Origin of the sequence: Spirillospora sp. CA-294931 (assembly GCF_050946795.1) — a bacterium.
In the GTDB taxonomy this organism is placed as follows: domain Bacteria; phylum Actinomycetota; class Actinomycetes; order Streptosporangiales; family Streptosporangiaceae; genus Spirillospora.
In genome coordinates, this window is the sequence record NZ_CP192006.1 from 4,886,840 (window position 1) to 4,912,384 (window position 25,545).

Annotated in this window: 24 protein-coding genes; 6 read left to right on the plus strand and 18 right to left on the minus strand. The window is 72.8% G+C overall.

Features of this window, described 5'->3' with window-relative positions; translation table 11 throughout:
* Nucleotides 1-343 precede the first annotated feature (343 nt).
* Nucleotides 344-592 (plus strand): EF-hand domain-containing protein, encoded by a 249-nt coding sequence (locus ACQPY4_RS22065; RefSeq protein ID WP_433323500.1) that lies wholly within the window; start codon nt 344-346, stop codon nt 590-592.
* Between the two features lie 157 nt (nt 593-749).
* Here ACQPY4_RS22065 and pgi read toward each other — a convergent pair whose 3' ends face one another.
* The 11 genes from pgi to paaZ form a co-directional block, all read right to left on the minus strand.
* Complete coding sequence (gene pgi / locus ACQPY4_RS22070; protein ID WP_433323502.1) at nt 750-2,390, minus strand: glucose-6-phosphate isomerase; 1,641 nt, start codon at nt 2,388-2,390, stop codon at nt 750-752.
* Between the two features lie 136 nt (nt 2,391-2,526).
* A complete protein-coding gene (locus ACQPY4_RS22075; protein WP_433323504.1) occupies nt 2,527-3,024 on the minus strand; it encodes a hypothetical protein in 498 nt (165 codons plus the stop codon).
* Nucleotides 3,021-3,353, minus strand: coding sequence for a PadR family transcriptional regulator (locus ACQPY4_RS22080; protein ID WP_433323506.1), 333 nt, complete (start codon nt 3,351-3,353; stop codon nt 3,021-3,023). Before ACQPY4_RS22080 ends, ACQPY4_RS22075 begins: the two co-directional genes overlap by 4 nt.
* A 47-nt stretch (nt 3,354-3,400) precedes the next feature.
* A complete protein-coding gene (locus ACQPY4_RS22085) occupies nt 3,401-3,874 on the minus strand; it encodes an NUDIX domain-containing protein (protein ID WP_433323508.1) in 474 nt (157 codons plus the stop codon).
* A gap of 29 nt (nt 3,875-3,903) precedes the next feature.
* Nucleotides 3,904-4,905, minus strand: a complete 1,002-nt coding sequence (locus tag ACQPY4_RS22090; RefSeq protein ID WP_433323510.1) for a proline racemase family protein — start codon at nt 4,903-4,905, stop codon at nt 3,904-3,906.
* Nucleotides 4,905-5,807 (minus strand): dihydrodipicolinate synthase family protein, encoded by a 903-nt coding sequence (locus ACQPY4_RS22095; RefSeq protein WP_433323512.1) that lies wholly within the window; start codon nt 5,805-5,807, stop codon nt 4,905-4,907. The genes ACQPY4_RS22090 and ACQPY4_RS22095 overlap by 1 nt, the downstream gene beginning before the upstream one ends.
* A complete protein-coding gene (locus tag ACQPY4_RS22100; RefSeq protein ID WP_433323514.1) occupies nt 5,797-7,107 on the minus strand; it encodes an NAD(P)/FAD-dependent oxidoreductase in 1,311 nt (436 codons plus the stop codon). The genes ACQPY4_RS22095 and ACQPY4_RS22100 overlap by 11 nt, the downstream gene beginning before the upstream one ends.
* Nucleotides 7,107-7,391, minus strand: coding sequence for a (2Fe-2S)-binding protein (locus tag ACQPY4_RS22105; RefSeq protein WP_433323516.1), 285 nt, complete (start codon nt 7,389-7,391; stop codon nt 7,107-7,109). Before ACQPY4_RS22105 ends, ACQPY4_RS22100 begins: the two co-directional genes overlap by 1 nt.
* Entirely contained in the window at nt 7,388-8,548 is a 1,161-nt protein-coding gene (locus ACQPY4_RS22110) for an NAD(P)/FAD-dependent oxidoreductase (protein WP_433323518.1), read from the minus strand. The genes ACQPY4_RS22105 and ACQPY4_RS22110 overlap by 4 nt, the downstream gene beginning before the upstream one ends.
* A gap of 55 nt (nt 8,549-8,603) precedes the next feature.
* Entirely contained in the window at nt 8,604-9,191 is a 588-nt protein-coding gene (locus ACQPY4_RS22115) for a helix-turn-helix domain-containing protein (protein WP_433323520.1), read from the minus strand.
* An 85-nt stretch (nt 9,192-9,276) separates the two neighbouring features.
* On the minus strand, nt 9,277-11,334 hold the full coding sequence (gene paaZ, locus ACQPY4_RS22120; protein WP_433323521.1) for a phenylacetic acid degradation bifunctional protein PaaZ: 2,058 nt from the start codon (nt 11,332-11,334) through the stop codon (nt 9,277-9,279).
* 148 nt (nt 11,335-11,482) lie between these two features.
* On the opposite strand from paaZ, the gene ACQPY4_RS22125 reads away from it, so the two are divergent.
* Nucleotides 11,483-12,313 (plus strand): NmrA family NAD(P)-binding protein, encoded by an 831-nt coding sequence (locus ACQPY4_RS22125; protein ID WP_433323522.1) that lies wholly within the window; start codon nt 11,483-11,485, stop codon nt 12,311-12,313.
* Between the two features lies 1 nt (nt 12,314).
* On the opposite strand, the gene ACQPY4_RS22130 is transcribed toward ACQPY4_RS22125, so the two are convergent.
* Nucleotides 12,315-12,791: a hypothetical protein gene (locus ACQPY4_RS22130; RefSeq protein WP_433323524.1), complete on the minus strand. Its 477-nt coding sequence runs from the start codon at nt 12,789-12,791 to the stop codon at nt 12,315-12,317.
* Nucleotides 12,792-12,900: 109 nt separating this feature from the next.
* Between ACQPY4_RS22130 and ACQPY4_RS22135 the strand changes: the two genes are divergently transcribed.
* Nucleotides 12,901-13,305 (plus strand): hypothetical protein, encoded by a 405-nt coding sequence (locus ACQPY4_RS22135; protein WP_433323526.1) that lies wholly within the window; start codon nt 12,901-12,903, stop codon nt 13,303-13,305.
* Nucleotides 13,306-14,369: 1,064 nt separating this feature from the next.
* Here the strand turns inward: ACQPY4_RS22135 and ACQPY4_RS22140 are convergent.
* On the minus strand, nt 14,370-16,409 hold the full coding sequence (locus tag ACQPY4_RS22140; protein WP_433323528.1) for a hypothetical protein: 2,040 nt from the start codon (nt 16,407-16,409) through the stop codon (nt 14,370-14,372).
* Between the two features lie 78 nt (nt 16,410-16,487).
* On the minus strand, nt 16,488-17,354 hold the full coding sequence (locus ACQPY4_RS22145; RefSeq protein WP_433323530.1) for a helix-turn-helix transcriptional regulator: 867 nt from the start codon (nt 17,352-17,354) through the stop codon (nt 16,488-16,490).
* Between the two features lie 84 nt (nt 17,355-17,438).
* Here ACQPY4_RS22145 and ACQPY4_RS22150 point away from each other — a divergent pair, with 84 nt between their 5' ends.
* Nucleotides 17,439-18,893, plus strand: a complete 1,455-nt coding sequence (locus tag ACQPY4_RS22150) for an MFS transporter (protein WP_433323532.1) — start codon at nt 17,439-17,441, stop codon at nt 18,891-18,893.
* On the opposite strand, the gene ACQPY4_RS22155 is transcribed toward ACQPY4_RS22150, so the two are convergent.
* The 4 genes from ACQPY4_RS22155 to ACQPY4_RS22170 all read right to left on the minus strand — a co-directional run bounded on the left by ACQPY4_RS22155 (nt 18,890) and on the right by ACQPY4_RS22170 (nt 23,258).
* Nucleotides 18,890-19,750, minus strand: a complete 861-nt coding sequence (locus ACQPY4_RS22155) for a S1 family peptidase (RefSeq protein ID WP_433323534.1) — start codon at nt 19,748-19,750, stop codon at nt 18,890-18,892. The genes ACQPY4_RS22150 and ACQPY4_RS22155 overlap by 4 nt on opposite strands.
* A 191-nt stretch (nt 19,751-19,941) precedes the next feature.
* Nucleotides 19,942-20,802, minus strand: coding sequence for a trypsin-like serine peptidase (locus ACQPY4_RS22160; RefSeq protein ID WP_433323536.1), 861 nt, complete (start codon nt 20,800-20,802; stop codon nt 19,942-19,944).
* A gap of 58 nt (nt 20,803-20,860) precedes the next feature.
* Nucleotides 20,861-22,387, minus strand: a complete 1,527-nt coding sequence (glpK, locus tag ACQPY4_RS22165) for a glycerol kinase GlpK (protein ID WP_433323538.1) — start codon at nt 22,385-22,387, stop codon at nt 20,861-20,863.
* A 40-nt stretch (nt 22,388-22,427) separates the two neighbouring features.
* A complete protein-coding gene (locus ACQPY4_RS22170; protein ID WP_433323540.1) occupies nt 22,428-23,258 on the minus strand; it encodes an MIP/aquaporin family protein in 831 nt (276 codons plus the stop codon).
* 231 nt (nt 23,259-23,489) lie between these two features.
* On the opposite strand from ACQPY4_RS22170, the gene ACQPY4_RS22175 reads away from it, so the two are divergent.
* On the plus strand, nt 23,490-24,617 hold the full coding sequence (locus tag ACQPY4_RS22175; RefSeq protein ID WP_433323542.1) for a serine hydrolase domain-containing protein: 1,128 nt from the start codon (nt 23,490-23,492) through the stop codon (nt 24,615-24,617).
* Between the two features lie 79 nt (nt 24,618-24,696).
* Entirely contained in the window at nt 24,697-25,542 is an 846-nt protein-coding gene (locus ACQPY4_RS22180; protein WP_433323544.1) for a siderophore-interacting protein, read from the plus strand.
* The last annotated feature ends 3 nt before the right edge of the window (nt 25,543-25,545 follow it).

Here is a 25,545-nt window from a genome sequence, read left to right on the forward strand (position 1 = left end):
CCAGGCGACGGACCGCTGACACGTTCCAACGGGTCTCGTGATCAGATCTTGTCCGAAGCTTCTCCCAGGTCCGGGCCGCATTCGCGGGCCGGTCCCGTCAAGGGATTTCCACGGAATCGGTCAGTGCGGACCGCCCCGGACGATTGCCCGCGTCCATTCGGCGGTCATTTCGCTTTCACCCCCGACAGGGCCGTGCGGTCACCGGACGTCCGGGAACGCACCGGAACGGCACCATTGGCCGAATGTCGCGGGAACGTGCGATGACCCGGCGGCGTTTCACAGCATGACCCCCCGGACGGGTGTGTCATGATGCGGGACACATCGGACCAATACGAGGAGTGATATGACCACCAAACCGACCGAGGATGACCTTCTGGCCCTGTTCTCGCGGGCGGACCTCGGCGGTGACGACAAGCTCGACCTGATGGAGTTCACCCTGGTGCTCGACAGCCTCGGGCTGTCATGGACGCGGGCCGAGCTCCAGGACAGGTTCGAGAGGGCGGACACCAACCGGGACGGCTTCATCTCGCTGCCCGAGCTTCGCGCGCTCCTGGACGCCTTCGGCTGGGACGCGGATCCGTCGCCGAACTAGCGTCACCCCAGAGACCACGTCTCACCCCAGACCACGTCTCGCCCGGCCCCCGCGGCATCGGCCCACCGGTGCGGAGCACCGCGGACACCGGACGAAACGTCGTCCCGTCCCCACGGCCGTCCCGTCCCCGGGACGGCCGTTCTCCGTCCCCGGGCGGTCAGGTCGCGCGGCCTCGCAGGGATCGGTAGCGCCGCACCAGCGAGGCGGTGGACGGGTCGGGGGCCTCGGCGGGGGGCTCCTGGGAGGTCAGGGCCGGGGCGAGGTCCTGCGCCATGACCTTGCCCAGTTCGACGCCCCACTGGTCGAAGGAGTCGATGCCCCAGACCGTGCCCTCCACGAACACGATGTGCTCGTAGAGCGCGACCAGCTGGCCCAGCGTGGACGGGGTCAGCTTGGGCGCCAGGATCGTGCTGGTCGGGCGGTTGCCCGGCATCACCTTGTGCGGGACGACCGCGGCGGGCGTCCCCTCGGCGGCGATCTCCTCGGCCGTCTTGCCGAAGGCCAGCGCCGAGGTCTGCGCGAAGAGGTTGGCGTTGAGCAGGTCGTGCATGCCGGGACCGTCGGGCGCGGCGTCGCGGAACGGCTCGGCGAAGCCGATGAAGTCGGCCGGGACGAGCCGGGTGCCCTGGTGGAGCAGCTGGTAGAACGCGTGCTGCCCGTTGGTGCCGGGCTCGCCCCAGAAGATCGCGCCGGTCTGCGCGATCACCGGGACGCCGTCGGCCCGCACCGACTTGCCGTTGGACTCCATCGTGAGCTGCTGAAGGTAGGCGGGGAAGCGCGACAGGCGCTGGCTGTAGGGCAGCACGGCCCGGGTCTGGGCGCCGAAGAAGTCGGTGTACCAGACGCCCAGCAGGCCCATCAGCACGGGCATGTTGGTCTCGAACGGCTCGGTGCGGAAGTGCTCGTCGACCGCGTGGAACCCGGCCAGCATCTCGCGGAAGCCGTCGGCGCCGATCGCGATCATCAGCGAGAGGCCGATGGCGCCGTCGAAGGAGTAGCGGCCGCCCACCCAGTCCCAGAAGCCGAACATGTTCTCGGGGTCGATGCCGAAGTCGGCGACCCGCTCGGCGTTGGTGGAGACCGCGACGAAGTGGCGCGAGACGGCCTTCTCGTCGCCGAGCCGCTCGACCAGCCAGTCGCGGGCGACCCTGGCGTTGGTCAGCGTCTCCAGCGTGCCGAAGGTCTTGGAGCTGACCACGACCAGGGTCTGCTCGGGGTCGAGGCCGGCCAGCGCGCCGGTGACGTCGGCGGGGTCGATGTTGGAGACGAACCGGGCGGTGATGCCCGCGTCGGCGTAGTCGCTCAGCGCCTCGTAGGCCATCGCGGGGCCGAGGTCGGAGCCGCCGATGCCGATGTTGACCACGGTGCGGATGGGCTTGCCGGTGAAGCCCGTCCACTCCCCCGACCGGACGCGGCCCGCGAACGCGGCCATCTTGTCGAGCACCGCGTGCACGTCGGCGGCGACGTCCTGGCCGTCGACGCTCAGCGCGGCCCCGCGCGGCAGCCGCAGCGCGGTGTGCAGCACGGCGCGGTCCTCGCTCACGTTGATGTGCGCCCCCGCGAACATCGCGTCGATGCGCTCGCGCAGCCCGGCGGCCTCGGCCAGGGCGACCAGCAGGCCGAGCGTCTCGCCGGTGACGCGGTGCTTGGAGTAGTCCAGGAAGAGGTCGCCGGCCGTCGCCGTCATCCGCTCCGCCCGGCCCGGGTCGTCGTCGAACAGCTCCCGGAGGTGCCGGCCGACCAGCTCCCCGTGGTGCTCGTTCAGAGCGGCCCACTCCGCCGTCTCGGTGATGTCCATGTCCCCTCAATCTTCTCGCCGTGCCGACGGGCGCCGGCCAGTGGTCCCCCGCGGCGCCCGCCCGTTGGCGATCATAGGTCGCCCCTCCGACGTCCCGCCAAGACAACTCCCCAATACCCGCGAACGGCGGTGCCGCTCACTCTCGGGACGGTTCGGCGACCGTGTCGTCCCTCTCGCGCGGCCTCACCTCGACCAATACGGCGCGCACGGCCAGCACCGCCAGCGCGGCCTCGCACATGAGGGTCAGCAGGACCATGGCCGCGAGGTTCTCGCTCACGAAGAGCGCGCCCGCGAACACCACGCCCATGAGGACGAGCGGAGCCGCGGAGAGCGGCCGCCGCGCGGCGGCCCGGCGGCCCGCGCCGCGCAGGCGCCGCCCGGTCACCGACCGGACGGCGCCACCGAAGAAGAGCAGCGCGGTGGCCAGCTTCAGGACGTTGCCGGGCCGGGCGGCGATCAGCGCGTCCCACTCCTCGGCGCGTTCCTCCGCGCGCTCGGGGTCGCGGGCGTAGCAGGCCCGGGCGGCCCGGCGGGCGAGCTTCCCGGCGGCCCAGGGCGTGAGCACGCTGAGCTCGGCGACGACGAGCCCGGCGACCACACCGCACAGCACCCCCATTGCCATCGCGCCGGTCATGACGGCTCCAGCCCGTCGACCAGGCGCGGCGGGACGCGGCGTCGCAGCGCTCGGGGGCGCCGCTCGCGCAGCACCGAGCTCGCCGCCTCCGCGCCCGTGGGAGTGAGGCTGTAGAACCTGCGGCGCGGTTTACCGGGGGTGGGGTTCTCGCTCTCCCACTCGGCGTCGAGCCAGCCCGCCTCCGCGAAGCGGTCGAGGGCGCGGTACACCGTGGGGCCGTGCCGCCCGGTCGCCTTCATGATCTCCCAGCCGTGCGGCCGGGTGTTCTGGCGATGCGCCCGCAGCAGCGCCTCCAGGACGTCCAGCTGAGCGCCCGTGACCCTTTGCATAGCTACTAATGTACCTATGCGCCGCCAAGGTCACCAGCGCCGTCCGGTCAGCAGACCTGGGGGAGGTAGACGGTGCGGCCGTCGCCCCGGGCACGGCGGGCGGCCGGGATCCGGGAGGCGCTGATCGGGGGCATCTTGGTCTCGGCCTCGGTCCAGGTCCAGAACCGGGCGTCGTCGAGCTCGTCGTCCTGGACCCGGATGCGGGCGGGGTCGGCGACCTGCCCGCCGTCGAAGACGAACGTCATGATCGGACGGGGACGGTCGCCCCCCGGCGGGGTCCAGTCGAGCACGAGAAGCGGGCCCGGCTCGACGGCCAGGCCCACCTCCTCGGCCACCTCGCGGGCGGCGCACTCGTGCGGCGACTCGCCGGCGTCCAGGATGCCGCCGGGCAGCGACCACCCCGGCCGGTAATTGGGTTTGACCAGGAGGACGCGGTCCCGGTCGTCGGTGAGCACCATGCCCGCCGAGATGTAGACGGTGTGAAGGCTGGCGTACCACTCGGACGGCTGGAGGAAGGCCACGCTTTCACGCTACTCGGCGGCGGCGCGGTTCAGAGGACGAAGCCGTTCGGGAACGGATCGTCCGGGTCGAGAAGGTAGTTGGCCGTCCCGGTGATCCAGGCGCGGCCGGAGAACTCCGGCAGCACGGCGGGGACGCCGCCGACCTCGGTGGTGCCGACCACGCGGCCGGTGAAGCGGGTCCCGATGAACGACTCGTTGACGAAGTCGGTGTCGGCGGGCAGGTGCCCGCGCGCGTGGAGCTGCGCCATCCGCGCGGACGTGCCGGTGCCGCACGGCGAACGGTCGAACCACCCGGGGTGGATGGCCATCGCGTGACGCGAGTGCTTGGCGTCCGACCCGGGGGCCAGGAACTGGACGTGCTTGCAGCCGCCGATCCCCGGGTCCCCCGGGTGGACCGGCGGGTTCTGCGCGTTGACGGCCGCCATGATGTCCAGGCCCGCCTTGAGGATCTCGTCCTTGTGCGAGCGGTCGAACGGCAGACCGAGACGCTCCAGCTCGGTGATGGCGTAGAAGTTGCCCCCGTAGGCCATGTCGTAGCGGACCTCGCCCAGGCCGGGGACGGTCACCGACGCGTCCGCCTCCAGCAGGAACGCCGGGACGTTGCGCAGCGTCACCCGTTCGGCGACGCCGTCCCTGACCGCGACCCTGGCCTCGACCAGCCCCGCCGGGGTGTCGAGCGTGACGACGGTCTCGGGCTCGGTCACCTCGACCATGCCGGTCTCGACCAGGACGGTCGCGACGCCGATCGTGCCGTGCCCGCACATCGGCAGGAAGCCGCTGACCTCGATGTAGACCACGCCCCAGTCGGCCTCGGGGCGGGTGGGCGGCTGGAGCAGCGCGCCGCTCATCGCGGGGTGGCCGCGCGGCTCGTCCATGAGGAAGCGGCGCAGGCCGTCCAGGTGGTCGATGGCGTGGCGGCGGCGCTCGGCCATGGTCGCGCCGGGGATCGGCGGGACGCCGCCGGTCACCACGCGGGTCGGCATCCCCTCGGTGTGGGAGTCGACCGCGCTGATCGTGCGGACGGAACGCATCACAGGCTCCCGATCGCTCGGTCCATGTCGGCGGTGATCAGCGCGCGGTGCTCGTCGCTGAGCGGGCCGCGCGGCGGGCGGCAGGGGCCGCCGTAGCGTCCGACCTGGTCCATCCCGAGCTTGATCGCCTGGACGAACTCGGTGCGCGAGTCCCAGCGGAACGCGGCCACCAGCGGCTCGTACAGCGCCCTGGCCTCCTCCAGCTTGCCCGCGACGGCCAGCTCGAACAGGCGGGCCGACTCGGCCGGGAACACGTTCGGGAACCCCGCGAACCAGCCGGTGGCGCCCATCAGCAGGGCCTCCAGCGTCACGTCGTCCGCGCCCGCGACGACCTCCAGGCCCGGGGCGCGCTCCCTGATCTCCAGGACCCGCCGGACGTCGCCGGAGAACTCCTTGACGGCCACGACGTTGTCGATCCCGGCGATCTCGGCCAGCAGCGCGGGCGTCAGGTCGACCTTGGTGTCGATCGGGTTGTTGTAGACCATGACCGGCAGGCCCACCGACGCCACGGCCTCGAAGTGCGCGACGACCTCGGAGTCGTTGGCCCGGTACATGGTCGGCGGCAGGCACAGGACGCCGTCGGCGCCGTCCTCGGCGGCGATCTCGGCCCAGTGCCTGGCCTGGTGCGACCCCGGCCCGTGGACGCCGACGACGACCACGCCGTCATCGCCGACGGCCTCGACGGCCGTCTTGGCGACGCGGCGCCGCTCCTCGTCGGTCAGCGACGAGTACTCCCCCAGCGACCCGTTGGGGCCGACACCGCGGCACCCGTTGTCCACGAGCCAGCGGCAGTGCTCGGCATAGCGGTCGTAGTCGACGGCCAGCCCGGCGGGGGCCGAGGCGTCCTCGCGGTAGGGCAGGGCGGTGGCGACGATGACGCCGCCCAGACTCTCAACGCTCATCGGGGGTTGCCTCTCTCACGGGTGCGGCGAGCTCGCCGAGCCGGATCGGCTGGGCGATGGGACGGTGATGGGCCGGGGGCGAGCCGAGGATCTCGGCGACCGTCGGGCCGCACACGCGGCCCTGGCACGGCCCGAGCCCGGCCCGGGTGGCGAGCCTGACGGCGCGCGGGGCGTTGGCGGCCTGGTCCCCGGCGGCACGGCACAGGTCGCCGTAGGTGGCCTCCTCGCAGCGGCAGACCACGGTGCCGGGACGCAGCCACTCCTTCCACGCGTCCCCGATGGGATGCGCGGCGGCGAGGCGGCGGGCGAAGGCGCGTCCCTGATCGCGACGGCGCCGCAACGCCGGGACGCGGGGCGACCCGCCCCCGGCGATCCACCCGGCGAGCAGCCCCTCGGCCTTGGCGGCGGGCGCCCCGGCGATCCCGGTGACCTCTCCGGCCGCGAAGACGCCCGCGGCGCTCGTCCTCTGGTCGCCGTCGACCCGGACGAAGCCGTCGACGGCGCACCCGGCGGCGACCGCGAGTTCGAGGCGCGGCGAGAACCCGTGGCTGACGCAGACGGCGTCCACCGCATGGCTCCGCTCGCTCCCCGGCACCACGGACCAGTCGGCCCGCAGCCGCGCCGTGACGACCTCCTCGACGCGCCCGTCTCCCCGGGCCTCCACCACGGTCCGTCCCATCCGGACGGGCACGCGGTGGCGCGCGAGCAGCGCGGCGTACCCCGCCAGCTCCCCCACCTTCGAGACCTGCCACGGCGGACGCCCCCAGCCGCGCAGCACGGTCGAGGCGGGGTTGGCCTCCAGCACTTCCACGACCCGGGACCCCGCCTCCAGAAGGGAAGCGGCCACGGGCAGCAGGAAGGGGCCTGACCCTGCGACGACGACCTTCTCCCCCACGGCCAGGCACTCGCCCTTCGCGAGGGCCTGGGCCGCCCCCGCCGTGTAGACACCGGGCAGGTCCCACCCGGGGAAGGGCAGCACCCGGTCATGAGCCCCCGGCGCCAGGACCAGCGCGTCCGGCTCCAGCGCGAACCGCTCGCCGCCCCGCAGCACGTGGACCAGCGGCGCCCCGTCCCCGGAACGCTCAAACGCCCATACGCTGCTCTCGGCCCACCAGGCGAGCCCGGGCCAGGCCAGCTCCAACCGCGGCCCCCCGAGTTCCACGGGGGCAGTCCGGTGGATCTGCCCGCCGGGCCGCTCGGCCGCGTCCAGCAGGGTCACCCGGGCCCCGGCCCGCAACGCCCCCGAGGCCGCGCCCAGCCCCGCGGGCCCTGCCCCCACGACGACCACATGCCGCCCCATCACGACTCCGCCCGGCGCGATTGCGTGGTCACCTGGTCGCCGTCGCGTGCCCGGCGGACGCAGGCGCGAACGTCGGGAGACTCGTTGACGGTCAGAAGGCAGTCGAAGCAGACGCCTATGCCGCAGAAAACGCCGCGCCGGGCGCCTGACGGGGCGGTGCGCCAGGTCTGGCGCCCGTGGGACAGCAGGACACCGGCGATGGTCTGGCCCTCGACGCCCTCGACGGGGACGCCGTCGACGGTGATCGTCAGAGGCGTGCCCGTGCGGAGGAGTTTGGGGGTCATGCGCTCTGTCCTTCCGGGAGGACGGCGGGACGGGCGGGGCTGAAGGGAGCGGCGTCCAGGGCGGGGGCGCGGTCGAGCAGGAGGTCGGCCAGGACGCGGGCGGTGCCCGGGGCCAGGCCGATTCCGGCGCCCTCGTGGCCGGTGGCGTGCCAGAGGCCGTCCAGCCGGGGGTCGGGGCCGATGACCGGGAGGTGGTCGGCGACGTACGGGCGGAAGCCGCCGTAAGCGCGCATGACGGGGACGCCCGCCAGGGACGGGAACAGCCGCAGGGCCTTGCGCGCGATGACCGACAGGACCTCCGGACGCAGGCGGTCGTCGAAGCCGACGCGGCGCCGGGACGAGCCGAGCAGGATGGTTCCCGCCCGGGTCGACTCCACCACCGCCGACGCCTGGAGCTCCTGGTCGCCGCTGCCCACCGCGCCGACGTAGTCGGCGTCGTAGACCTTGTGGAAGACCGTGGGCGGCCGGGGCGTGGTCACCAGGACCTCGCCGCGCCGGGGACGGACGTCCAGCGGCGCGCCGAGGCGGGCCGCGACCTCGCCCGACCAGGGGCCCGCCGCGTTGACGACGACGTCGCCCTCGATCGTGCCGAGGGACGTGCGGACGCCGGTGAGGCGCGAGCCGCGCGTGGCGGCGCCCAGGACCTCGCAGCCCGTGCGGAGGACGGCCCCGGCGGCCAGGGCGTCGGACAGCAGCGCGGTGGCGGCCGCCACGGGCTGCACCTGGGCGTCCTGGGGGTAGTGGACGGCGGCGGCGACGTCCCGCGTGAGGTGGGGTTCGGCGTTGGCCAGGGTCGCCGCGTCCAGGCTCTCGGCCTCCACGCCCGCCAGGCGCTGGGACTCCGCGAAGTTCTCCAGGTCGCGGGCGCCTTCGGGGGTGGCGGCGACGACGATGCCGCCCTTGGGGTCCCATTCGGCGGCCGGGTGGGCGGGGACGATCCCGGGCCAGAGCTCGAGCGAGAGCCCGGCCAGTTCCAGCTCCGGCCCGGGCCCCTTGTCGGAGACCAGGATGTTGCCCTCGCCGTGGGCAGTGGTGGCCGAGGCCGGGCGGTCGCGGTCGAGTACGGTGACGGCGAACCCCTCGCGGGCCAGCTCGCGGGCGCAGGCGGCGCCGACGATCCCGGCGCCGAGCACCACGACCCGCGTTCCGTTCACCATGCCTCCCGTTCGCTATATCGAACGGTTGTGACTCTAGGTCGGCCGGTGGACGGTGTCAATGCTCCTTGCTCAGGCAGGTGGGTCCGGAGTGAACGCGCTGGTCGGCGCGGTAATGCAGGAGCAGGACCGAGCTGACGGGCCCGTCGAGCGCGACATAGGAGTGCGGGTTCGCGGCCTCGAAGCCGATGTAGTCGCCGGGGCCGAGCTCGACCTCGCGGTCGGCCACCCGGACGCCGAGCCGCCCGGCCTGGACGATCGTGTGCTCGGTCCCGACATGGCCGAGGGAGTCCTGGCGTCCCCTGACCCGCTGGTCGTAGACCTCGACGAGCGAGTCGCCGGTCTCGATGCCGCGCAGCGGGCGCAGGTCGATGCCCTCGCCGCTGAGCGCCTCGACGTCGGCGGCGCGCACCACGGTCGGGCCCGAGGGGCGCGGCCGGTCGAGCAGGTCGGAGATCGGCACCTCCAGCGCCCGCGAGAGGCTGAACACGGTCTCGATCGTGGGGTTGCCCGCGCCCGCCTCCAGCTGCGAGAGCGTGGCCTTTCCTATGCCCGACCTGCGGGACAGCTCCGAGAGCGAGAGCGCGCGGTCGGTCCTGGCCTGCCTGAGGTTGGCGGCCAGCATCTCCCGGATCGACTCGCCCATCGGCCGCCCCATTCCGGCCCGGCCGGGGGCCGCGACCTGATCGTCGTTCGCTTTACCGAACGAGTATAGGCCGCGACCCCATGACTCAGGCCGTGGGCCGCTTGGCCACCAGCGTGAGCACGTCGTACTTGGCCACCGACGCGCCGTCCTGGTTGGTGACGTCGGTGTCCCAGCGCACCTCGCCGTGGTCGCCGCCCTCCCGGGGGATGATCTGCTTGGCGGTCAGCGTGACCGTCAGCTCGTCGCCCGGGTAGGTCGGGGTCAGGAAGCGCAGGTTCTCCAGCCCGTAGTTGGCCAGGACGGGGCCGGGCTCGGGCGAGACGAACAGCCCCGCCGCGAACGAGACGACCAGGTAGCCGTGCGCGACCCGGCCGTCGAAGAACGGGTTGGCGGCGGCGGCCTCCTCGTCCATGTGGGCGTAGAAGGTGTCGCCGGTGAACTCGGCGAAGTGCTCGATGTCCTCCAGCGTCACCGTGCGCGGCCCCGCGACGACCGTGTCGCCGATGCGCAGGTCTTCCAGGTGCTTGCGGAACGGGTGCGCGTCGCCGGTCGAGCGCCGGGCGCCGGTGACCCACTGGCCCGTGATGGCCGCGAGCGTGTCGGGCCCCGCCTGGACGGCCGTGCGCTGCATGTGGTGCAGCACGCCGCGGATACCGCCCAGCTCCTCGCCGCCGCCGGCCCGGCCGGGACCGCCGTGGACGAGCGCGGGCAGCGGCGATCCGTGCCCGGTCGACTCCTTGGCGTTGCCCGCGTTCAGGACCAGCACGCGCCCGTGCCAGGGCGCCATGCCGAGGACGACCTCGCGGGCGAACCCGTCGTCGGCGGTCACCACCGACCCGGCCAGGCTCCCCCGGCCCCGGGCCGCCAGCTCGACCGCGTGCGCGGCGTCCCGGTACGGCATCAGCGTGCTGACCGGCCCGAACGCCTCCACCTCGTGCGGCTCGGCCCGGGACGGGTCGTCCGCGCGCAGCAGCACCGGGGAGATGAACGCGCCGCGCTCGGGGTCGGCGTCGACCGCCTCGACGGTGTCGGGGTCGCCGAACACCACCCGCCCGGCGTCGCGCAGCGCCTTGAGCGAGCGGCGGACCTCCTCGCGCTGGTCGAGGCTGGCCAGCGCGCCCATCCGCACGTCGGCGTTGGCGGGGTTGCCCACCACGATCCGGCCGAGCCGCTCGCGCACGGCCTCGGTGACGTCGTCGGCCAGCGCCTCGGGCACCAGCGCGCGGCGGATCGCCGTGCACTTCTGCCCGGCCTTGGAGGTCATCTCGGCGACCAGCTGCTTGACGAACAGGTCGAACTCCGGGGTGCCGGACGCGGCGTCCGGGCCCAGGACCGACACGTTCAGCGAGTCCGCCTCGGCGTTGAAGCGGACCGAGCGGCCCACGATCGTGGGGTGGGTGCGCAGCAACTGGGCCGTGGACGCCGACCCGGTGAACGCCACCAGGTCCTGCTCGGTCAGGTGGTCGAGCAGGTCGCCCGCGTCGCCCGTGAGCAGCTGCACCGAGCCCTCGGGCAGGATGCCCGACTCCACGATCAGCTCGACCAGCCGGACCGTCAGGTACGCGGTCTGGCTCGCGGGCTTGATCAGGCTGGGCATCCCCGCGATGAAGGCCGGGGCGAACTTCTCCAGCGGACCCCACATGGGGAAGTTGAACGCGTTGATCTGCACCGCCACACCGTGCAGCGGGGTGCAGACGTGCTGGCCGAGGAACGTCCCCTCCTTGCTGAGGGGTTCGAGCGCGCCCTCGGCCAGGACGGTGGAGTTCGGCAGCTCCCTGCGCCCCTTGCTGGAGTAGCCGAAGAGCGTCCCGATGCCGCCGTCGATGTCGACCCTGGAGTCGTTCAGCGTGGCGCCGGTGCGGGCCGACAGCGCGTAGAGCTCCTCGCGGTGCTCGCGCAGCGCGGAGGCGAGCGCCTTCAGCAGCGCGGCGCGCTGGTGGAAGGTCAGCTCGCGCAGCGCCGGACCGCCGACGCGGCGGCCGTGGTCGAGCGCGGCGGCCCGGTCGATCCCCGCCGTGGAGATCCGCGCCACCTCCTCGCCGGTCACCGCGTCCGGCAACGGCACTCCGTCATCCGCCGGTGCCTGCCAAGACCCGGAAACATAGCTGCGCAACGCGACCACTGGGGACCTCCTTGTCCGCATGCTGTCCGCAAACTGTCCTCCAGCATCTTGCCCCCACACGCCCGCAAAGGTCACGCCGGGATCCCCAGAGACTTGGAATGAAGCATTCCGTTCTGCTACTATCGGAACAGAACATTCCGTTCAGACGTATTGCATCGAGGAGAACACCATGACGATCCTGGTCACCGGAGCCACCGGAACCGTCGGCCGCCACGTGGTCCAGGCCCTGATCGAGGCGGGCGCCCCGGTGCGGGCGCTGACGCGCGACCCGGCCAAGGCCGACCTGCCCGACGGCGTCGAGGTCGTCGCGGGAGACCTCACCGACCCGTCCGGGCTCGCCCCGGCCTTCGCGGGCGTGACGGCCGTCCACCTGATCAACTTCGCGGGCGACGCCTACGCGGCGCTCACCACCGGCCCCGAGATCGTGGAACTGGCCGTCACGAGCGGCGTCCGGCGCGTGACGATCCTGGGCGGACGCGAGGACGGCGAGCTGGAGAAGCTCCTGGACGCCAGCGAGCTGGAGGTCACCCGGCTCAACCCGGTCGAGTTCATGCGCAACACCCGCCAGTGGTGGGCGGCCTCGGTCGCCGCCGGGGACGAGGTCCGCTGGCCCTTCGGCCACCAGCTCAGCGCGCTGGTGCACGAGGCCGACATCGGCGCGGTGGCGGCGACCGTCCTGATGGAGGGCGGCCACGGCGGCCAGACCTACACGATCACCGGCCCGGAGGCCATCACCGTCACCCGCAAGGTCGAGCTGCTCAGCGAGGCGATCGGCCGCGACATCCGCTTCGTGGAACTGACCGCCGACCAGGCCCGCGCCATGTGGAAGTCCCACGGCATGCCGGACGAGATCGCGGCCTTCCTCATCGAGGCCCTCGGCAACACCCCCGAAGAGGGCTACACGGTCGTACCGACGGTGGAGCGGATCACCGGCCGCCCCGCCCGGACGTTCGCCCAGTGGGCCGCCGAGAACGCCGCCGCGTTCAGCGCCGCGGGCTAGCTCACAGGCAGGACCAGCAGAACAAGCCGTCCCCCGCCTTCTCGGCCCTGCGGGCGAGCCCCACCAGGCTCGTCAGCCAGTCGAGAAGGTGGGCCGGTTCGGCCGTCCCGCCGAACTCCTCGATGCCCGCCCACCGGTCGGCGATCTCCGGCAACGCCGCGTCGGCCAGGTGGGCGAACCCGTCGCGGGCCTCGTCGGAGAACCGCATGACGGTGACACCCGACTCCCATTCCTCGCCCCCCTCGTCGTAGGGGGTCTTGGGCCACACCAGCGCGATGTCGACCAGGTCGACGCTCCAGGGCACGCCGAGACCGAACGCCAGCGCCTGGCTGAGGGCCACGCCGGGTTCGACCCCGTTGCCCTCCACGGTGTCGAGCCCGCCCTCGGCCGAGCTCAGCGGCGCGATGTCGTCCCGGTCCATCAGGCGCAGCGCGGTCTCGCCGTCCGGAGCCCGGAAATAGTCGTACAGCACACCCACGAAATCCTCCTAGCGACGGGAACGCACGTTACGCCCGAGGTAATCGCCTCCGCTACCTGGACGCTCATACCGTCGGTCATGTCGATGAGGCACTTCGGAAGGAACCATCATGACCGCCACCAGCCCCCTCAGCGGACTTTTCGCCGACGGACAGCGTCTGCTCCGCCTCGCCCTCCGGCTGGACGCCGTGGTGACCGGCGCCAACGGCCTGGCCTACGTCGCCCTGGCCGGGCCGCTTGAGGACCTGCTCGGCCTGGACGTCGCCCACAGCCGCGTCATCGGGGCCTTCCTGCTGGCCTACGCCGCCGCCGTGTGGGCGGTCTCCGTCCGGCCGCGCCGGATGGCCGTCACCGCCGTGATCGAGGCGAACCTCGTGTGGAGCGTGCTCAGCGTGGTCGCGGTCGTGACCGGCTGGCTGTCGCTGAGCGTGGTCGGCGGCGTGTGGGCCGTCCTGCAGGCGATGGTCGTGGCCGGGTTCGCGGGGCTCCAGTACACCGCGCAGCGGCGCGGGTGACTACAGCTCGTCCCATGCCAGTTGACGGACGTCGATGTGCCCGGACGAGCGGAGCACGTCCCGGAGCCCCGCCCAGGGCGGCGCCCACCGGGTCTCCTGCCCGCCGAACCGCACGATCGTGAGGGCCAGCAGCTCGGCGACCGGGTCCCCGCCGCCCGCCAGGCTCCGGGCGGCGGGAAGGAGCCCCTCGGGGCCCGCCGTCCGGAACCGGAGGGGCAGCCCCCTGAACAGCTTGGCGGCCAGGACCGGCCTGTCCCGGAGCATGGCCGCCAGCGCCGGGAGCGCTTCGGCCAGGCCGTCCTCGTCCCAGGGGAGAAGCTCGACGGAGAGCCGGACCGCCCGCGGGAGGTGCAGCGGATGTGCCCCCAGGAGACCGGCGGCCCGGCGCGCGAGCTCCTTCCTGTACGCGGGCGCGCCGTGTCCGGGGGTCAGAGAGCCGACGAGGGCGTCGATCCGCCGGTGCGGGCCCGTGCCCGGCGGGGCGTCCAGGAGCCGCCGCAGCACCTCGATCGCGGGGTCACGGACCAGGCCCTGCCGGACGAGCGCCGCCAGCACCTCGGTCTCCTCCTCCCCCGCCGGGTCGTCCGGATCGCCCGCCGCGGCGATGATCTCGTCGTGGCCGCCCGCGTACCACTCGGCCCACACCGCGAACGCCCTGGACGCGCGGAACCGCACCCCGGGGTCGTCGGCCGCGACGAGCAGGTTCCGGATGAGCCCGGCGACGCGGGGACGGTCGTCCGGCGCGTAGCCCGACGGCTTGGCCCGCAGGAGCGTGCGCGCCAGCGGCTCGCTCGCATGGCGTCCTGACGCCGTGTCCAGGGCCGCCAGGCAGCGCGGATCCTCGGGCATCTGGAGCAGGGCGCCGCCCACCGCCGCCCGGACGGCGCGGTGCAGGCCCGGATCGTCCCAGGCGCGCAGCAGGATGTCGGCCGCCCCGGCCGGACGGCGCCGTTCGAGCTGCCGCGCGGCGAGCTTGCGCACCCCGACCCGGTGCCCGGGACCGGTGAGCGCGGCGTCGAGCAACGGGCCGAGCCGGGACGGCGGCATCGCCCGGCAGCACCGGGTCAGCGCCGCCCGCGCCGCCGGGTCGTCGGCCCGGTCGAGGAGCGCCTGGGCGGCGGTGGCCGGATCGTCGGCCCGCGCCATCGCCGCCAGCGACCGCGCCGCCCGGTCCCGCTCGTCGAAGGTCCGGGACGCGTCGGCGGCCGCCTCCTCCAGCAGCGCGCGCACCGTCGCGCGCTGCGCCGGTGTCCACCGCCGCTCCTCTCCGGCCACGACGGGGACCTCGGTCCCGAGGGAGGGCAGGAGGAGGTCGGTGCGGCGGGAGGCCACGACGTTCCACACCCGCGGCAGGGTGATCGTCGACGGCGCCGCCTCCAGCAGCTCGAGCACCCGCCGCTCTCCCCGGCCGCCAGCCAGAGCGCGGCCGCCTCCCGATCGCCGGGTGCGGCGGTCCGGAGGTCGTCCTGGAGCTCGGCGATGCCGAAGGCCCTGCGCCGCAGGGCGCGCGCCAGCGAGATCGCCGGGGTGAGGTCACCGCGTTCGCGTGCGGCGTCGAGATGCGGGCGGAGCACGTCGAGCAGGTCGTGCTCCTGGCCGCGCCGCAGGATCAGGTCGAGGCGCCCGCGGGCGCCGTCACGGGCGATGACCGCGCCGCAGGTCTCCAGCGCCCACGAGACCAGCGCGGGGTCGTCCAGATGCCTCAGCACCCGGGCCGCCAGGTCGCCGAACGCGCGGCGGGTGGCCGCCGAGGAGTCCTTCGCCTCGATCGCGGTGGCCGAGAGCCGCCGCAGGTCGGGCACGAGTTCACCCGTCAGCAGGTGCGGCCGCACCCGAGCCAGGGCCTCGGGCAGCACGCCGCGCAGCGGATCGCGTTCGTTCAGCAGCCGAGGGGCGAGGCCGCCGACGCACTCCGTCAAGGTGACCGGGTCGCCGGTGCGGGCGGCGCACTCGACCAGGAGCGTCCGGGCCGGGCCCCGGCGCCTCGGGTCGCCGTCGGTCGCCGCCTCGGCGAGCGGGCCGGACGCCTCGTCGTAGGGCAGGTACGCGGTCATCCGCAATGGCAGGGCCGGGTCGTCCAGGCGCGCGCGGGCCGAGTGCCAGACCGAGCCGTGCCAGTCGAGCATCCGCCGCGCCTCGGCCGCCGCGTCGGCGGGCGGCAGGAGGTCGAGGAGGCGCAGCGCGCCGAGCCCCGGGAACGGGCCGCCCCGGCGCTCCACGGCCGCGCGGAAGATCCACCCGCGCCTGCCCGCGGGCAGGGACGCCAGCAAACACGCCAAGGTGTGCTCATGGGACGGGACGACCCGCAGCAGCTCGGAGTCGGGGCAGGAGCGGAGATAGCGCCGCAGCGTCTTGCCGGGCCTCCGCCGCCGCCCCCTCCGATCACCGAGCAGCAGCCGTCCCGTGCGGCCGGGATCCGTTCGGGCGAGAAGCGCGAAGAACGCCTCAGGGATCAGCTGGGCGCGCGGTCCCAGCCCACGTCGCTCCAGGAGCGCGAGCACGCGTGCGGGGTCGGCGTGCGCGGCGTGCGTCCAATGCCGGACGGCCATCCATCGCCGCTCCGCCAGGTCCAGGAGCGGGCCCGGATGGTGCTTGCCGATCGCCCGCCAGGAGGGGACGGCGTGGACGAGGCCGTCCAGCGACCGCGCCACCGTGGCGGGACCGCAGGCGGGCAGGAGCGCGGCGGCTTCGCGTTCGCCCCAGCGTTCGCGGACCTCGGGCAGCAGCCGGTCGGCCAGCGCGTGCCTGCGGGCGTGCAGGAGCGTCCGGTAGAAGGCCCGGCGAAGCACTTCGGGGGCGTCGTCCAGGACCCGGGCCGCGTCGTCGTCCGGGACGGGGAGCGTCCGCACGGCGCGCAGCGCGGCGCGGCGGAGATCCAGGTCGGGACCGGCCAGGGCGCGGGCCACGTGGTCGAGGTCGCGGACGGCCATGGCCATGTGCAGGGCGACGCGGCGCTCGTAGGGGCCGCGCGCGGCCAGATCGGCGAGAAGGTCGTGCAGTTCGGGTGTACCGGCGATCCCACGGGCGAACAGGGCCAGCTCCCGCATGCGGCGCGGGTGGGCGAGCTGTTCGACATGCGCGAGAAGCGCGGCGGCGGGGCTCAACGGCCCGGGCCGTGACCGCCCTTCCTGTAGATCATGGGCCCGATGATGGCCGAAGCGCCCTCCCGTGGCAAGCGCGTATCAATGCTCGTGGTCGGCGCGCGCGAGGACGGGGTCGGCCAGGAGCCGCGCGATCCGGTCACGGGCGCGCTGGTCGGTGGGGGTGTAGACGATCACGCGGGAGTGGCGGGGCGAGGCCAGTTCCATGATGGTGAGCCGGGTCGACATCTCGCCCACGGCCGGGTGCCGGAACACCTTGCGCTGGGCGGTCGGCTGCGCGACGTCGCGTTTGGCCCAGAGCCGGGCGAACTCGGGGCTGGCCTCGTTGACCCGGCGGACCAGGTCCTTCCAGCCCGGCTCGTTCAGGTGGCGGCTGTAGCGGTAACGCAGGGTGGCCACGTGCACCGGCGCCTCCTTCGCCATGTCGGCGATCGGGTTGCAGCAGGGCGGCAGCGTGAAGATCAGCCAGGTGAGGTTGCGCTCGGCGGGCGGCGCGTAGGCCACGCCGGGGAAAATCGCGGCGAAGGTGCGGTTCCAGGCCAGCAGGTCGGAGCGGTGGCTGACCACCGCCGCCGGGAGCGGGTCGAGGCCGTCCAGGATCTCCTGGAGGTCGGGGGCGAGCCGGTCGGTGGACTCGGCGGCGGCCACGGGCACCTCGGCCAGCAGGTACAGGTGCTCGCGCTCGACCGGGTCGAGCATGAGCGTGCGCGCCACGGCGTCGAGCACCTGGCCGCTGGCGTTGATCGGACGGCCCTGCTCGAGCCAGGTGTACCAGGTCACCCCGACCCCGGCGAGCTGCGCGACCTCCTCGCGGCGCAGCCCCGGGGTGCGGCGGCGGGGGCCGGGAGGCAGCCCCACGTCCTCGGGGGTGATCCGCTCGCGGCGGCTGCGCAGGAACGCGGCCAGCTCCGTGCGGCGTTCCGCCCCCGCCCTCGCGGTCGTGGCCACGCGGCACCTCCTTGCCTGGTGTTGCCGGTACCAGTATCAGCAGGCTCTCACTACCAGTACGCAATCTCCTTGATCATTTTACCCATGACGCACCAGACGACCGGCCGGAAGACGTGTGTTCCCGAGCGAGAGCGGCGCGGTCCCTCCGGCGGGCTGATCCTGGCGGTGGTCCTGATCGGGCAGTTCACCGCCGTGCTGGACATCAACATCGTCAACGTGGCGCTGCCGACCCTGCGGGCCGACCTGAACGCCAGCGGTGCCGAGCTCCAGCTGGTCGTCGCCGGGTACATCATCGCCTACGCCGTCCTGCTGATCACCGGGGCGCGTCTGGGCGACCTCTTCGGGCACCGCCGGATGTTCCTGGTGGGGCTCTCCCTGTTCACGGCCGCCTCGCTGGCGTGCGGCCTGGCGCCCGGAACCGGGTGGCTCATCGCCTTCCGGTTCCTCCAGGGGACGGGCGCCGCTCTGATGAGCCCCCAGGTCATGAGCCTGATCCAGCTGAACTTCACCGGGGCCGCGCGGGCGCGGGCGTTCGGGACGTACTCGGCCGTCATCTCCTGCGGCGTGGTCGCCGGGCAGATCGCGGGCGGGCTGCTGCTGAGCGCCGACGTCCTCGGCTGGCGTTCGGTGTTCCTGGTCAACGTGCCGATCGGGCTGGCGCTGCTGGCGATCGCGCCTCGGGTCCTGCCCGCCGCCGAGCCGCGCCGACGTACCGGGCTCGATCTGCCGGGCCTGCTGGTGCTGACCCCGGCGACGGTCCTGGTCGTCGTCCCGCTGATCCTCGGGCACGAGCTGGGCTGGCCCGCGTGGGGCTGGACGTCCCTGGCGGTCGGGCTCGCGCTGCTGCCGGTGTTCGTGCTGGTCGAGCGGGCGGTGTCGCGCCGGGGCGGGCGTCCGCTGGTCTCGGGGCGCATCCTGCGCTCCCCCGGCCTGCCCCCGGCCCTGGTGACCGCCACGCTGGGCCCGGGGACCTGGGGCGCCTTCCTGTTCACCACGACCCTGCACCTCCAGGGCGACCTGGGGTTCGGGCCGCTGGCGTCCGGGCTGGCGTTCATGCCGAGCATCCTGGGCTTCGCCCTGGTGAGCCTGCGCTGGCAGCGGCTGCCCGCGCACCGGCACGCCTGGCTGGTCCCCATCGGCTACACCGTCGCGGCGGTGGGCTACCTGCTGGTCGGCCCCTTCGCGGGCGGCGGCCCGCTCTACTTCGCCGCGACCGTCGTCGTGGGCATGGGCCTCGGAGTGATGTCGGTCGTGCTGACCGTGGTGCTGACCCACGTCCCGGCCGAGGACACCGCCGACGGCAGCGGGCTGATGCTCACCGTGATGCAGATCGGCCAGGTGCTCGGCATCGCGACCATCGGCTCGCTCTTCCTGACGCTCTCGCGGGACGGCGAGGGCTCGACCCGCCACGCCGAGTGGGGCACCAGCTGGGCGCTGGCGGCGGTCTCGCTGACCGCGGCGGTCATGGCGGTCTTCATGGCCCGGGGTTCCCGGCCGCGCGCGGAGCGCGACCGGGAACCGGTGACCGCGACGGACTAGCGCCGGGGACGGGGCAGCGCGCAGGTGCCGCCCAGCACCACGTCGTTGCCCGCGCCCAGGCACTGGGCCAGCAGGTAGGTCTGCTGGCCGTAGTTGATGTTGTGGCGCACCGTGACGTTGCCGGCCTCGTCGACCTCGCACGGGTTGTTCAGCGTGCAGCGCTCACCGTCGTTGTTGCCGGTGTTGTTGACGCCCACGACCTGGCCGGACGCCTGGTCGATCACCGGGGAGCCGGACGTGCCGCCGATCGTGTCGCACTCGGGCGTGTACCGAATGGAGTCCTTCCAGGTCCAGTTGGCCTCGCGCAGGCGGTACACGAACCCGTCGATCTTGCAGTTGTAGATCCGCTTCCAGTAGCCCGAGACCACGCTGATGGCGTTGCCCGCCGTCGGGTGGGCGGTGGACAGCTTGAGCGCCTCGGTGGCATACCGCGAGCGGATGGCCGCGTACGTGGTGTCCAGCTTGTAGATCGCCACGTCGGTGTCGGTCATCGTGCCGTACTCGACCTGGGTCGCGCGCAGCGTGCCGAGCGTCGAGCTCCCGCTCTTGTTGAGCAGCTTGAACGTGCGCGAGGACGCCTTGTCGACGATGACCTGGCCGGGGCCGGGCATGCCGCTCTCCAGGCAGTGGCCGTTGGTCATGACCAGGGCCCGGTCGGTGTCGGCCGACTTGGGGCCGCGCACCAGCGAGCCCGAGCAGTTGCTGAGCGCGACGATCGCGGTGAAGTCGACCGCCTTGGCCTGCTGCTGCTTGACCGGGACGGGCGGCGCGGCGGCCTCGGCCGCGCTTCCGGTCGCGGTCAGGAGCGCGCCGGCCGCCAGGGCGGCGAGGGCGGCTCCGGTGAACCGTGTCTTCATGGGGCGGGTCCTTTCGGGCGAGCCGGCACACGCGAGCGGGCCGGCCGGTGGGGGCCGAAACGGTCAGGGCACGCCGAACGGCGCGTCCGACCGCAGCGCGATGCTAGATCAGAACACCTGCGGAAAGACGGGCAAAAACCAACAAAAACGCCGCCGTCACCTCGGTGACGGCGGCGGTTTGTCCGTGCCTTCTACCGTGCGGGCCTGGGCAGCTCGCACTTGGCGTCCAGGACGATCGCGTTGTCGCGGCCGAGGCAGCGGGCCAGCAGGTAGGTCTGCTGGCCGTAGCTGATGCCCTTCCGGACGGTGATCTTCCCGGACTCGTCGACCTCGCACGGGTTGTTCAGCGTGCACTCCTCACCGTTGTCGTTCCCGGTGTTGTGCACGCCGACGACCTGGCCCGTCTGGTGGTCGACGACCGGGGAGCCGGAGGTCCCGCCGATCGTGTCGCACGCCGGGGTGTAGCGGATGGAGTCCTTCCAGGTCCAGCCCGCCTCGCGGACGCGGTGGGCGAAGCCGTCGATCTTGCAGGTGTAGATCCGCTTCCAGTACCCCGAGACGATGCTGATGTCCTTGCCCTCGCGCGGGTGGGACACGGCCAGCTTCAGGGCGCTGATGCCGTACTTCGCCTTGATCTCGCCATAGGTCGTGTCGAGCTGGTACACGGTGGCGTCGGTGTCGGTCATCGTCGAGTAGGCGACCTTGGCGGCCTTCAGCTCGCCGAGCACCGAGGTGCCCTTGCGGTCGAGCAGCTTGAAGGCGCGGGTGGACTTCTGGTCGACGATCACCTGGCCGGGCTTGGGCATGCCGGTCTCCAGGCAGTGCCCGTTGGTGAGCACCAGCGCCTTGTCGCGGGTGCTGGTGCGCGGGCCGCGCACCAGCGAGCCCGAGCAGTTGCTGAGCGCCACGATGCCCGTGAAGTCCGGCGCCTGCCTGCCCCGCTCCTGCGCGGGGGCCGAGGGCGCGGCGGCCTGGGCGGCCCCGCCCGTGGCGGTCAGCAGCGCGCCGCCCGCCGCGACGGCCAGGGCTGCTCCGGCGAAACGTCGGTACATAGGAGTCCTCTCGGTGGGGGAAATGAACGGTATGCGACTCTAGATCATCTTCGTCCGGTCAGTCGTCGCCGTCCACGTCCACCCAGCCGAAGGTGCGCTCCACGGCCTTGCGCCAGCCCGCGTACCCCTTCTCGCGCTGGTCCTCGTCCCATTCGGGCTGCCAGCGTTTGGCCTCGTTCCAGTTGCTGCGCAGCTCGTCGGTGTTCTGCCAGAACCCGACCGCCAGACCCGCCGCGTACGCGGCGCCCAGCGCGGTGGTCTCGGCCACGACGGGCCGCGAGACCGGGACGCCGAGGATGTCCGCCTGGAGCTGCATGCACAGCTCGTTCGCGGTGACGCCGCCGTCCACCTTGAGCACGTCGAGCGAGACGCCCGAGTCCTCCCGCATCGCCTCGACCACGTCGCGGGACTGGTAGCAGATCGATTCCAGGGTGGCGCGGGCCAGGTGGGCGTTGGTGTTGAAGCGCGACAGGCCGACGATGGCCCCGCGCGCGTCGCTGCGCCAGTACGGCGCGAACAACCCCGAGAACGCCGGGACGAAGTACACCCCGCCGTTGTCCTCCACCTGCCGCGCCAGCGCCTCGCTCTGCGACGCGCCGGAGATGATGCCGAGCTGGTCGCGCAGCCACTGCACCGCCGAGCCGGTGACCGCGATCGAGCCCTCCAGCGCGTAGACCGGGGCGTCCTGACCGAAGCGGTAGCAGACGGTCGTGAGCATCCCGGCCTTGGAGCGGACGAGTTCGGTCCCGGTGTTGAGCAGCAGGAAGTTGCCCGTCCCGTAGGTGTTCTTGGCCTCCCCGGGCGCGAAGCACACCTGCCCCACCGTCGCCGCCTGCTGGTCGCCCAGATCTCCGGTGAGGGGCACCTCGCCGCCCAGCGGGCCGTCGGCACGCGTCACCCCGTAGGGGTCGGGCGCGGACGACGGCTTGATCTCCGGGAGCATGGACCGGGGAATGCCGAAGAACGACAGGAGCTGGTCGTCCCACTCCAGGGTCTCCAGGTCCATCAGCATCGTCCGGCTGGCGTTGGTGGGGTCGGTGACGTGCACGCCCCCGTCCACCCCGCCGGTGAGGTTCCACAGGACCCAGGTGTCGATGTTGCCGAAGACGGCCTCGCCGCGCTCGGCGTCCTCGCGGACCCCGTCGACGTTCTCCAGGATCCACTGGATCTTGCCGCCGGAGAAGTAGGTGGCGGGCGGCAGCCCGGCCCGGTGCCGGATCGTCTCGCCGCGCCCGTCGCGCTCCAGCGCCGAGGCGATCCGGTCGGTGCGGGTGTCCTGCCAGACGATCGCGTTGTAGTACGGGCGTCCCGTGCGGCGGTTCCAGACCACGGTGGTCTCGCGCTGGTTGGTGATGCCCAGCGCGGCCAGGTCGGAGTGGCGCAGGTTCGCCTTGTGCAGCGTCGACTGGATGACGGCGCGGGTGCGCTCCCAGATCTCGGTGGGGTTGTGCTCCACCCACCCCGCGCGCGGCAGGATCTGCTCGTGCTCCAGCTGGTGGCGGGCGATCTCGTTCCCGCCGTGATCGAAGATCATGAACCGGGTACTCGTCGTCCCCTGGTCAAGCGCCCCGACGTAGTCGGCCATCCGGCTCTCTCCTTCTGTTTCGGGACTGGCGAACGGCGGGTCAGGCCGAGGGGTCGTACTTGGGCTCCCGCTCGGCCGCGGCGACCTCGGGCTCCTCCTCCGGCGGCAGGTTGCGCCCGATGAGGAACAGGTACAGCCCGGCGCCGACCACCCCGCCGATGATCGGGCCGACGATCGGCACCCAGAAGTACAGGTCGCCGTACTGATCTCGCCATGCCCCGTCATACCCCGTCAGGAACTGGGCGAGCCGGGGCCCGAAGTCGCGGGCCGGGTTGATCGCGTAGCCCGCGTCGGTGCCCCACGCCATGCCGATCGCCACGACCAGCAGGCCGATGACCACCGGGGTGAGGTTGGCCAGCGGCGCCTGGTTGCGCGCGTCGGTGAGCGCCATGACGATGAACAGCAGGATCGCGGTGCCGATGATCTGGTCGCGCAGCCCGCCCCACATGCTGACCGGGAGCGTGCCGTTGCCCGGCAGCGTCGTGAAGACGCCCTGGGTCTTGATCGTGTGGCCGGGATCGGCCTTGGCCAGCACCTCGGTGTAGTTCCACCGGACGATCAGCGCCGCGACGAACGCTCCGGTCGTCTGCGCCAGGATGTAGGGCCCGACCTTGCTCCACGACAGGCGCTTGAAGACGGCCAGTGCGATCGTCACCGCCGGGTTGAGATGCCCGCCGCTGATCCGCGCGGACACGTAGACGCCGAGCGTGACACCGATCCCCCAGGCCCAGGCGATGCTGTCGTGGTCGCCGATCCCCCCGGCCGCGACCTGGGCGACCACGCCCACGCCGAAGAGGATCAGGATCATCGTCCCCGCGAACTCCGCGGACATCTCCTTGGCCAGTGGGGAGAATCTCAGCCGTTCAGCCAATGCCCTACCTCCTCGTGGAGCGTTGTGACGTGAGACACAACTTCCGCGAAGGTAAGTATCTGGATGATCTCGGGTCAACCCCTGGCGCCGACGGTCTTTAGCGAGAAGTGGACAATCAATCGTTTCACAACTGTTGCGTCCGCACATTTACTCGGAGCGGCCGGGCGTGGACGATCTGTGCAGCGTGTGACTCACTCCGACACCACCCCGACACCACCCCCCGGAGGCTCGATGCACAGCAGACTCATGGTGGCGGGCGCCACGCTCACCGCGGTCACCGCATTGTCCGGAGCCCTCCCCGCGGAGGCGGCACCCCGTCCGCCCGCCCCCACGGCGACCACGCTCCAGCAGGCGCCCAACCCGGCGTTCGACGTCCTCCAGCCGTCCGGCACGCCACTCCCCCTGCGCGTGAACCCGCGCCAGCTCTCGGTCACCTACACCTACGAAGGCAAGCAGCACACCCTCGACAGCTACCTGGCCCGCACCGGCACGCAGGGCTTCGTCGTGCTGGACGGCCAGGACATCGTCATGGAGCGGTACTCGTTCGCCACCCGCGACACCCGCTTCCAGTCGTGGTCGGTCGCCAAGTCGTTCACCTCGGCCGCCTTCGGCATCGCGCTGGACGAGGGCCACATCGACTCCATCGACGACCCGGTCACCAAGTACCTGCCCGAGCTGCGCGGCTCGGGCTACGACGGCGTCTCGCTGCTGAACGTGCTGCGGATGTCGTCGGGCGTGACGTGGAACGAGGTCACCGACGTTCCCCCCGTCCACGTCGCGGCCAGCCTGGGCTACCCGCTGCCGAAGCTGGCGGCGGCGCGCGTGCGCGGCTGGGAGCCGGGCAGCCGGTTCAACTACACCTCCATGAACTCCTTCGTCCTGGGCTGGGTCATCGCCCGCGCCACCGGGACGCCGTACCACGAGTACGTCGAGAAGAAGCTCTGGAAGCCCGCCGGAATGGAGTCCAGCGCCCACCTGGGCAACGACTCCAACGGCAACAGCATGGCCTACTGCTGCTACTACGCCACCAGCCGCGACTTCGCGCGGTTCGGACTGCTGTTCCTGCGCGACGGCACCGCCGCCGGGCGGCAGGTCGTCCCGGGCCCGTGGGTCAAGGAGTCGACCCGGCCGTCGTCCACGACCTACCCGGGCTACGGTCTGCACTGGTGGATCTGGGGCAACGACGGCTCTTACGCCGCCGAGGGCCTGGGCGGTCAGAAGATCTACGTCTCGCCCAAGCACGGCGTGGTGATCGCCAAGAACCAGCTGGCGGCGCTCGCGGGCGACAACGAGACCGAGGCCGCGTTCGAGGCGCTGGCGGCCGAGGTGGCGCGCACCCGTCCGTCCCGGCAGCGCTGATCACGAAAGATCCGGCGGGCCTCCCGATCCTCAAGGTAAGTTAGGCTTACCTAACTAACGGGGAATCGGGAGGCACGCCATGGCGGACGAGAAGCCGCGCAAGGGACGGAAGCTGAACAGGGCCAAGGTCCTGCGGACCGAACGGCTCACCCCGCACATGATCCGGGTGGTCGTCGGCGGGGACGAGCTGGCGGGATTCGGCGCGGGCGAATGGACCGACCACTACGTCAAGCTGCTCTTCTTCAAACCCGGCGTGGACTATCCCGAGCCGCTCGACCTGGAGCAGGCCCGCGCGGAGCTGCCGCGCGAGGACTGGCCGACGACCCGCACCTACACGGTGCGCGCCTGGGACCCCGACCTGGTCGAGCTGACCCTCGACTTCGTCTACCACGGCGACGAGGGCCTGGCGGGGCCGTGGGCCGCCGCCGCGAAGCCGGGCGATCCACTCCTCTTCGTCGGACCGGGCGGCGCCTACGCGCCCCGCGAGGACGCAGCCTGGCACCTGCTGGCCGGTGACGAGAGCGCCCTGCCCGCGATCGCCGCCTCGCTGGAGCGCATCCCCGAGGGCGCGCCCACGCGCGTCTTCGTCGAGGTCGAGGGCCCCGAGGAGGAGCAGGACCTCAAGACCCCCGGCGACGCCGAGATCGTGTGGCTGCACCGGGGGGCGTCACCGGTCGGCCAGAAGCTGGTCGGCGCGGTCAAGGGTTTGGAGTTCCCCGAGGGCGAGGTGCACGCGTTCGTCCACGGCGAGGCGGGCTTCGTCAAGGAGCTGCGCCGCCACCTGCGGGTCGAGCGCGGCATCCCGCTGGAGCGGCTGTCGATCTCGGGCTACTGGCGCACCGGCCGCGACGAGGACGGCTGGCAGTCGTCCAAGCGCGACTGGAACCGCCAGGTCGAGGAGGAAGAGGCCAAGGCGCTGGGCTAGCGG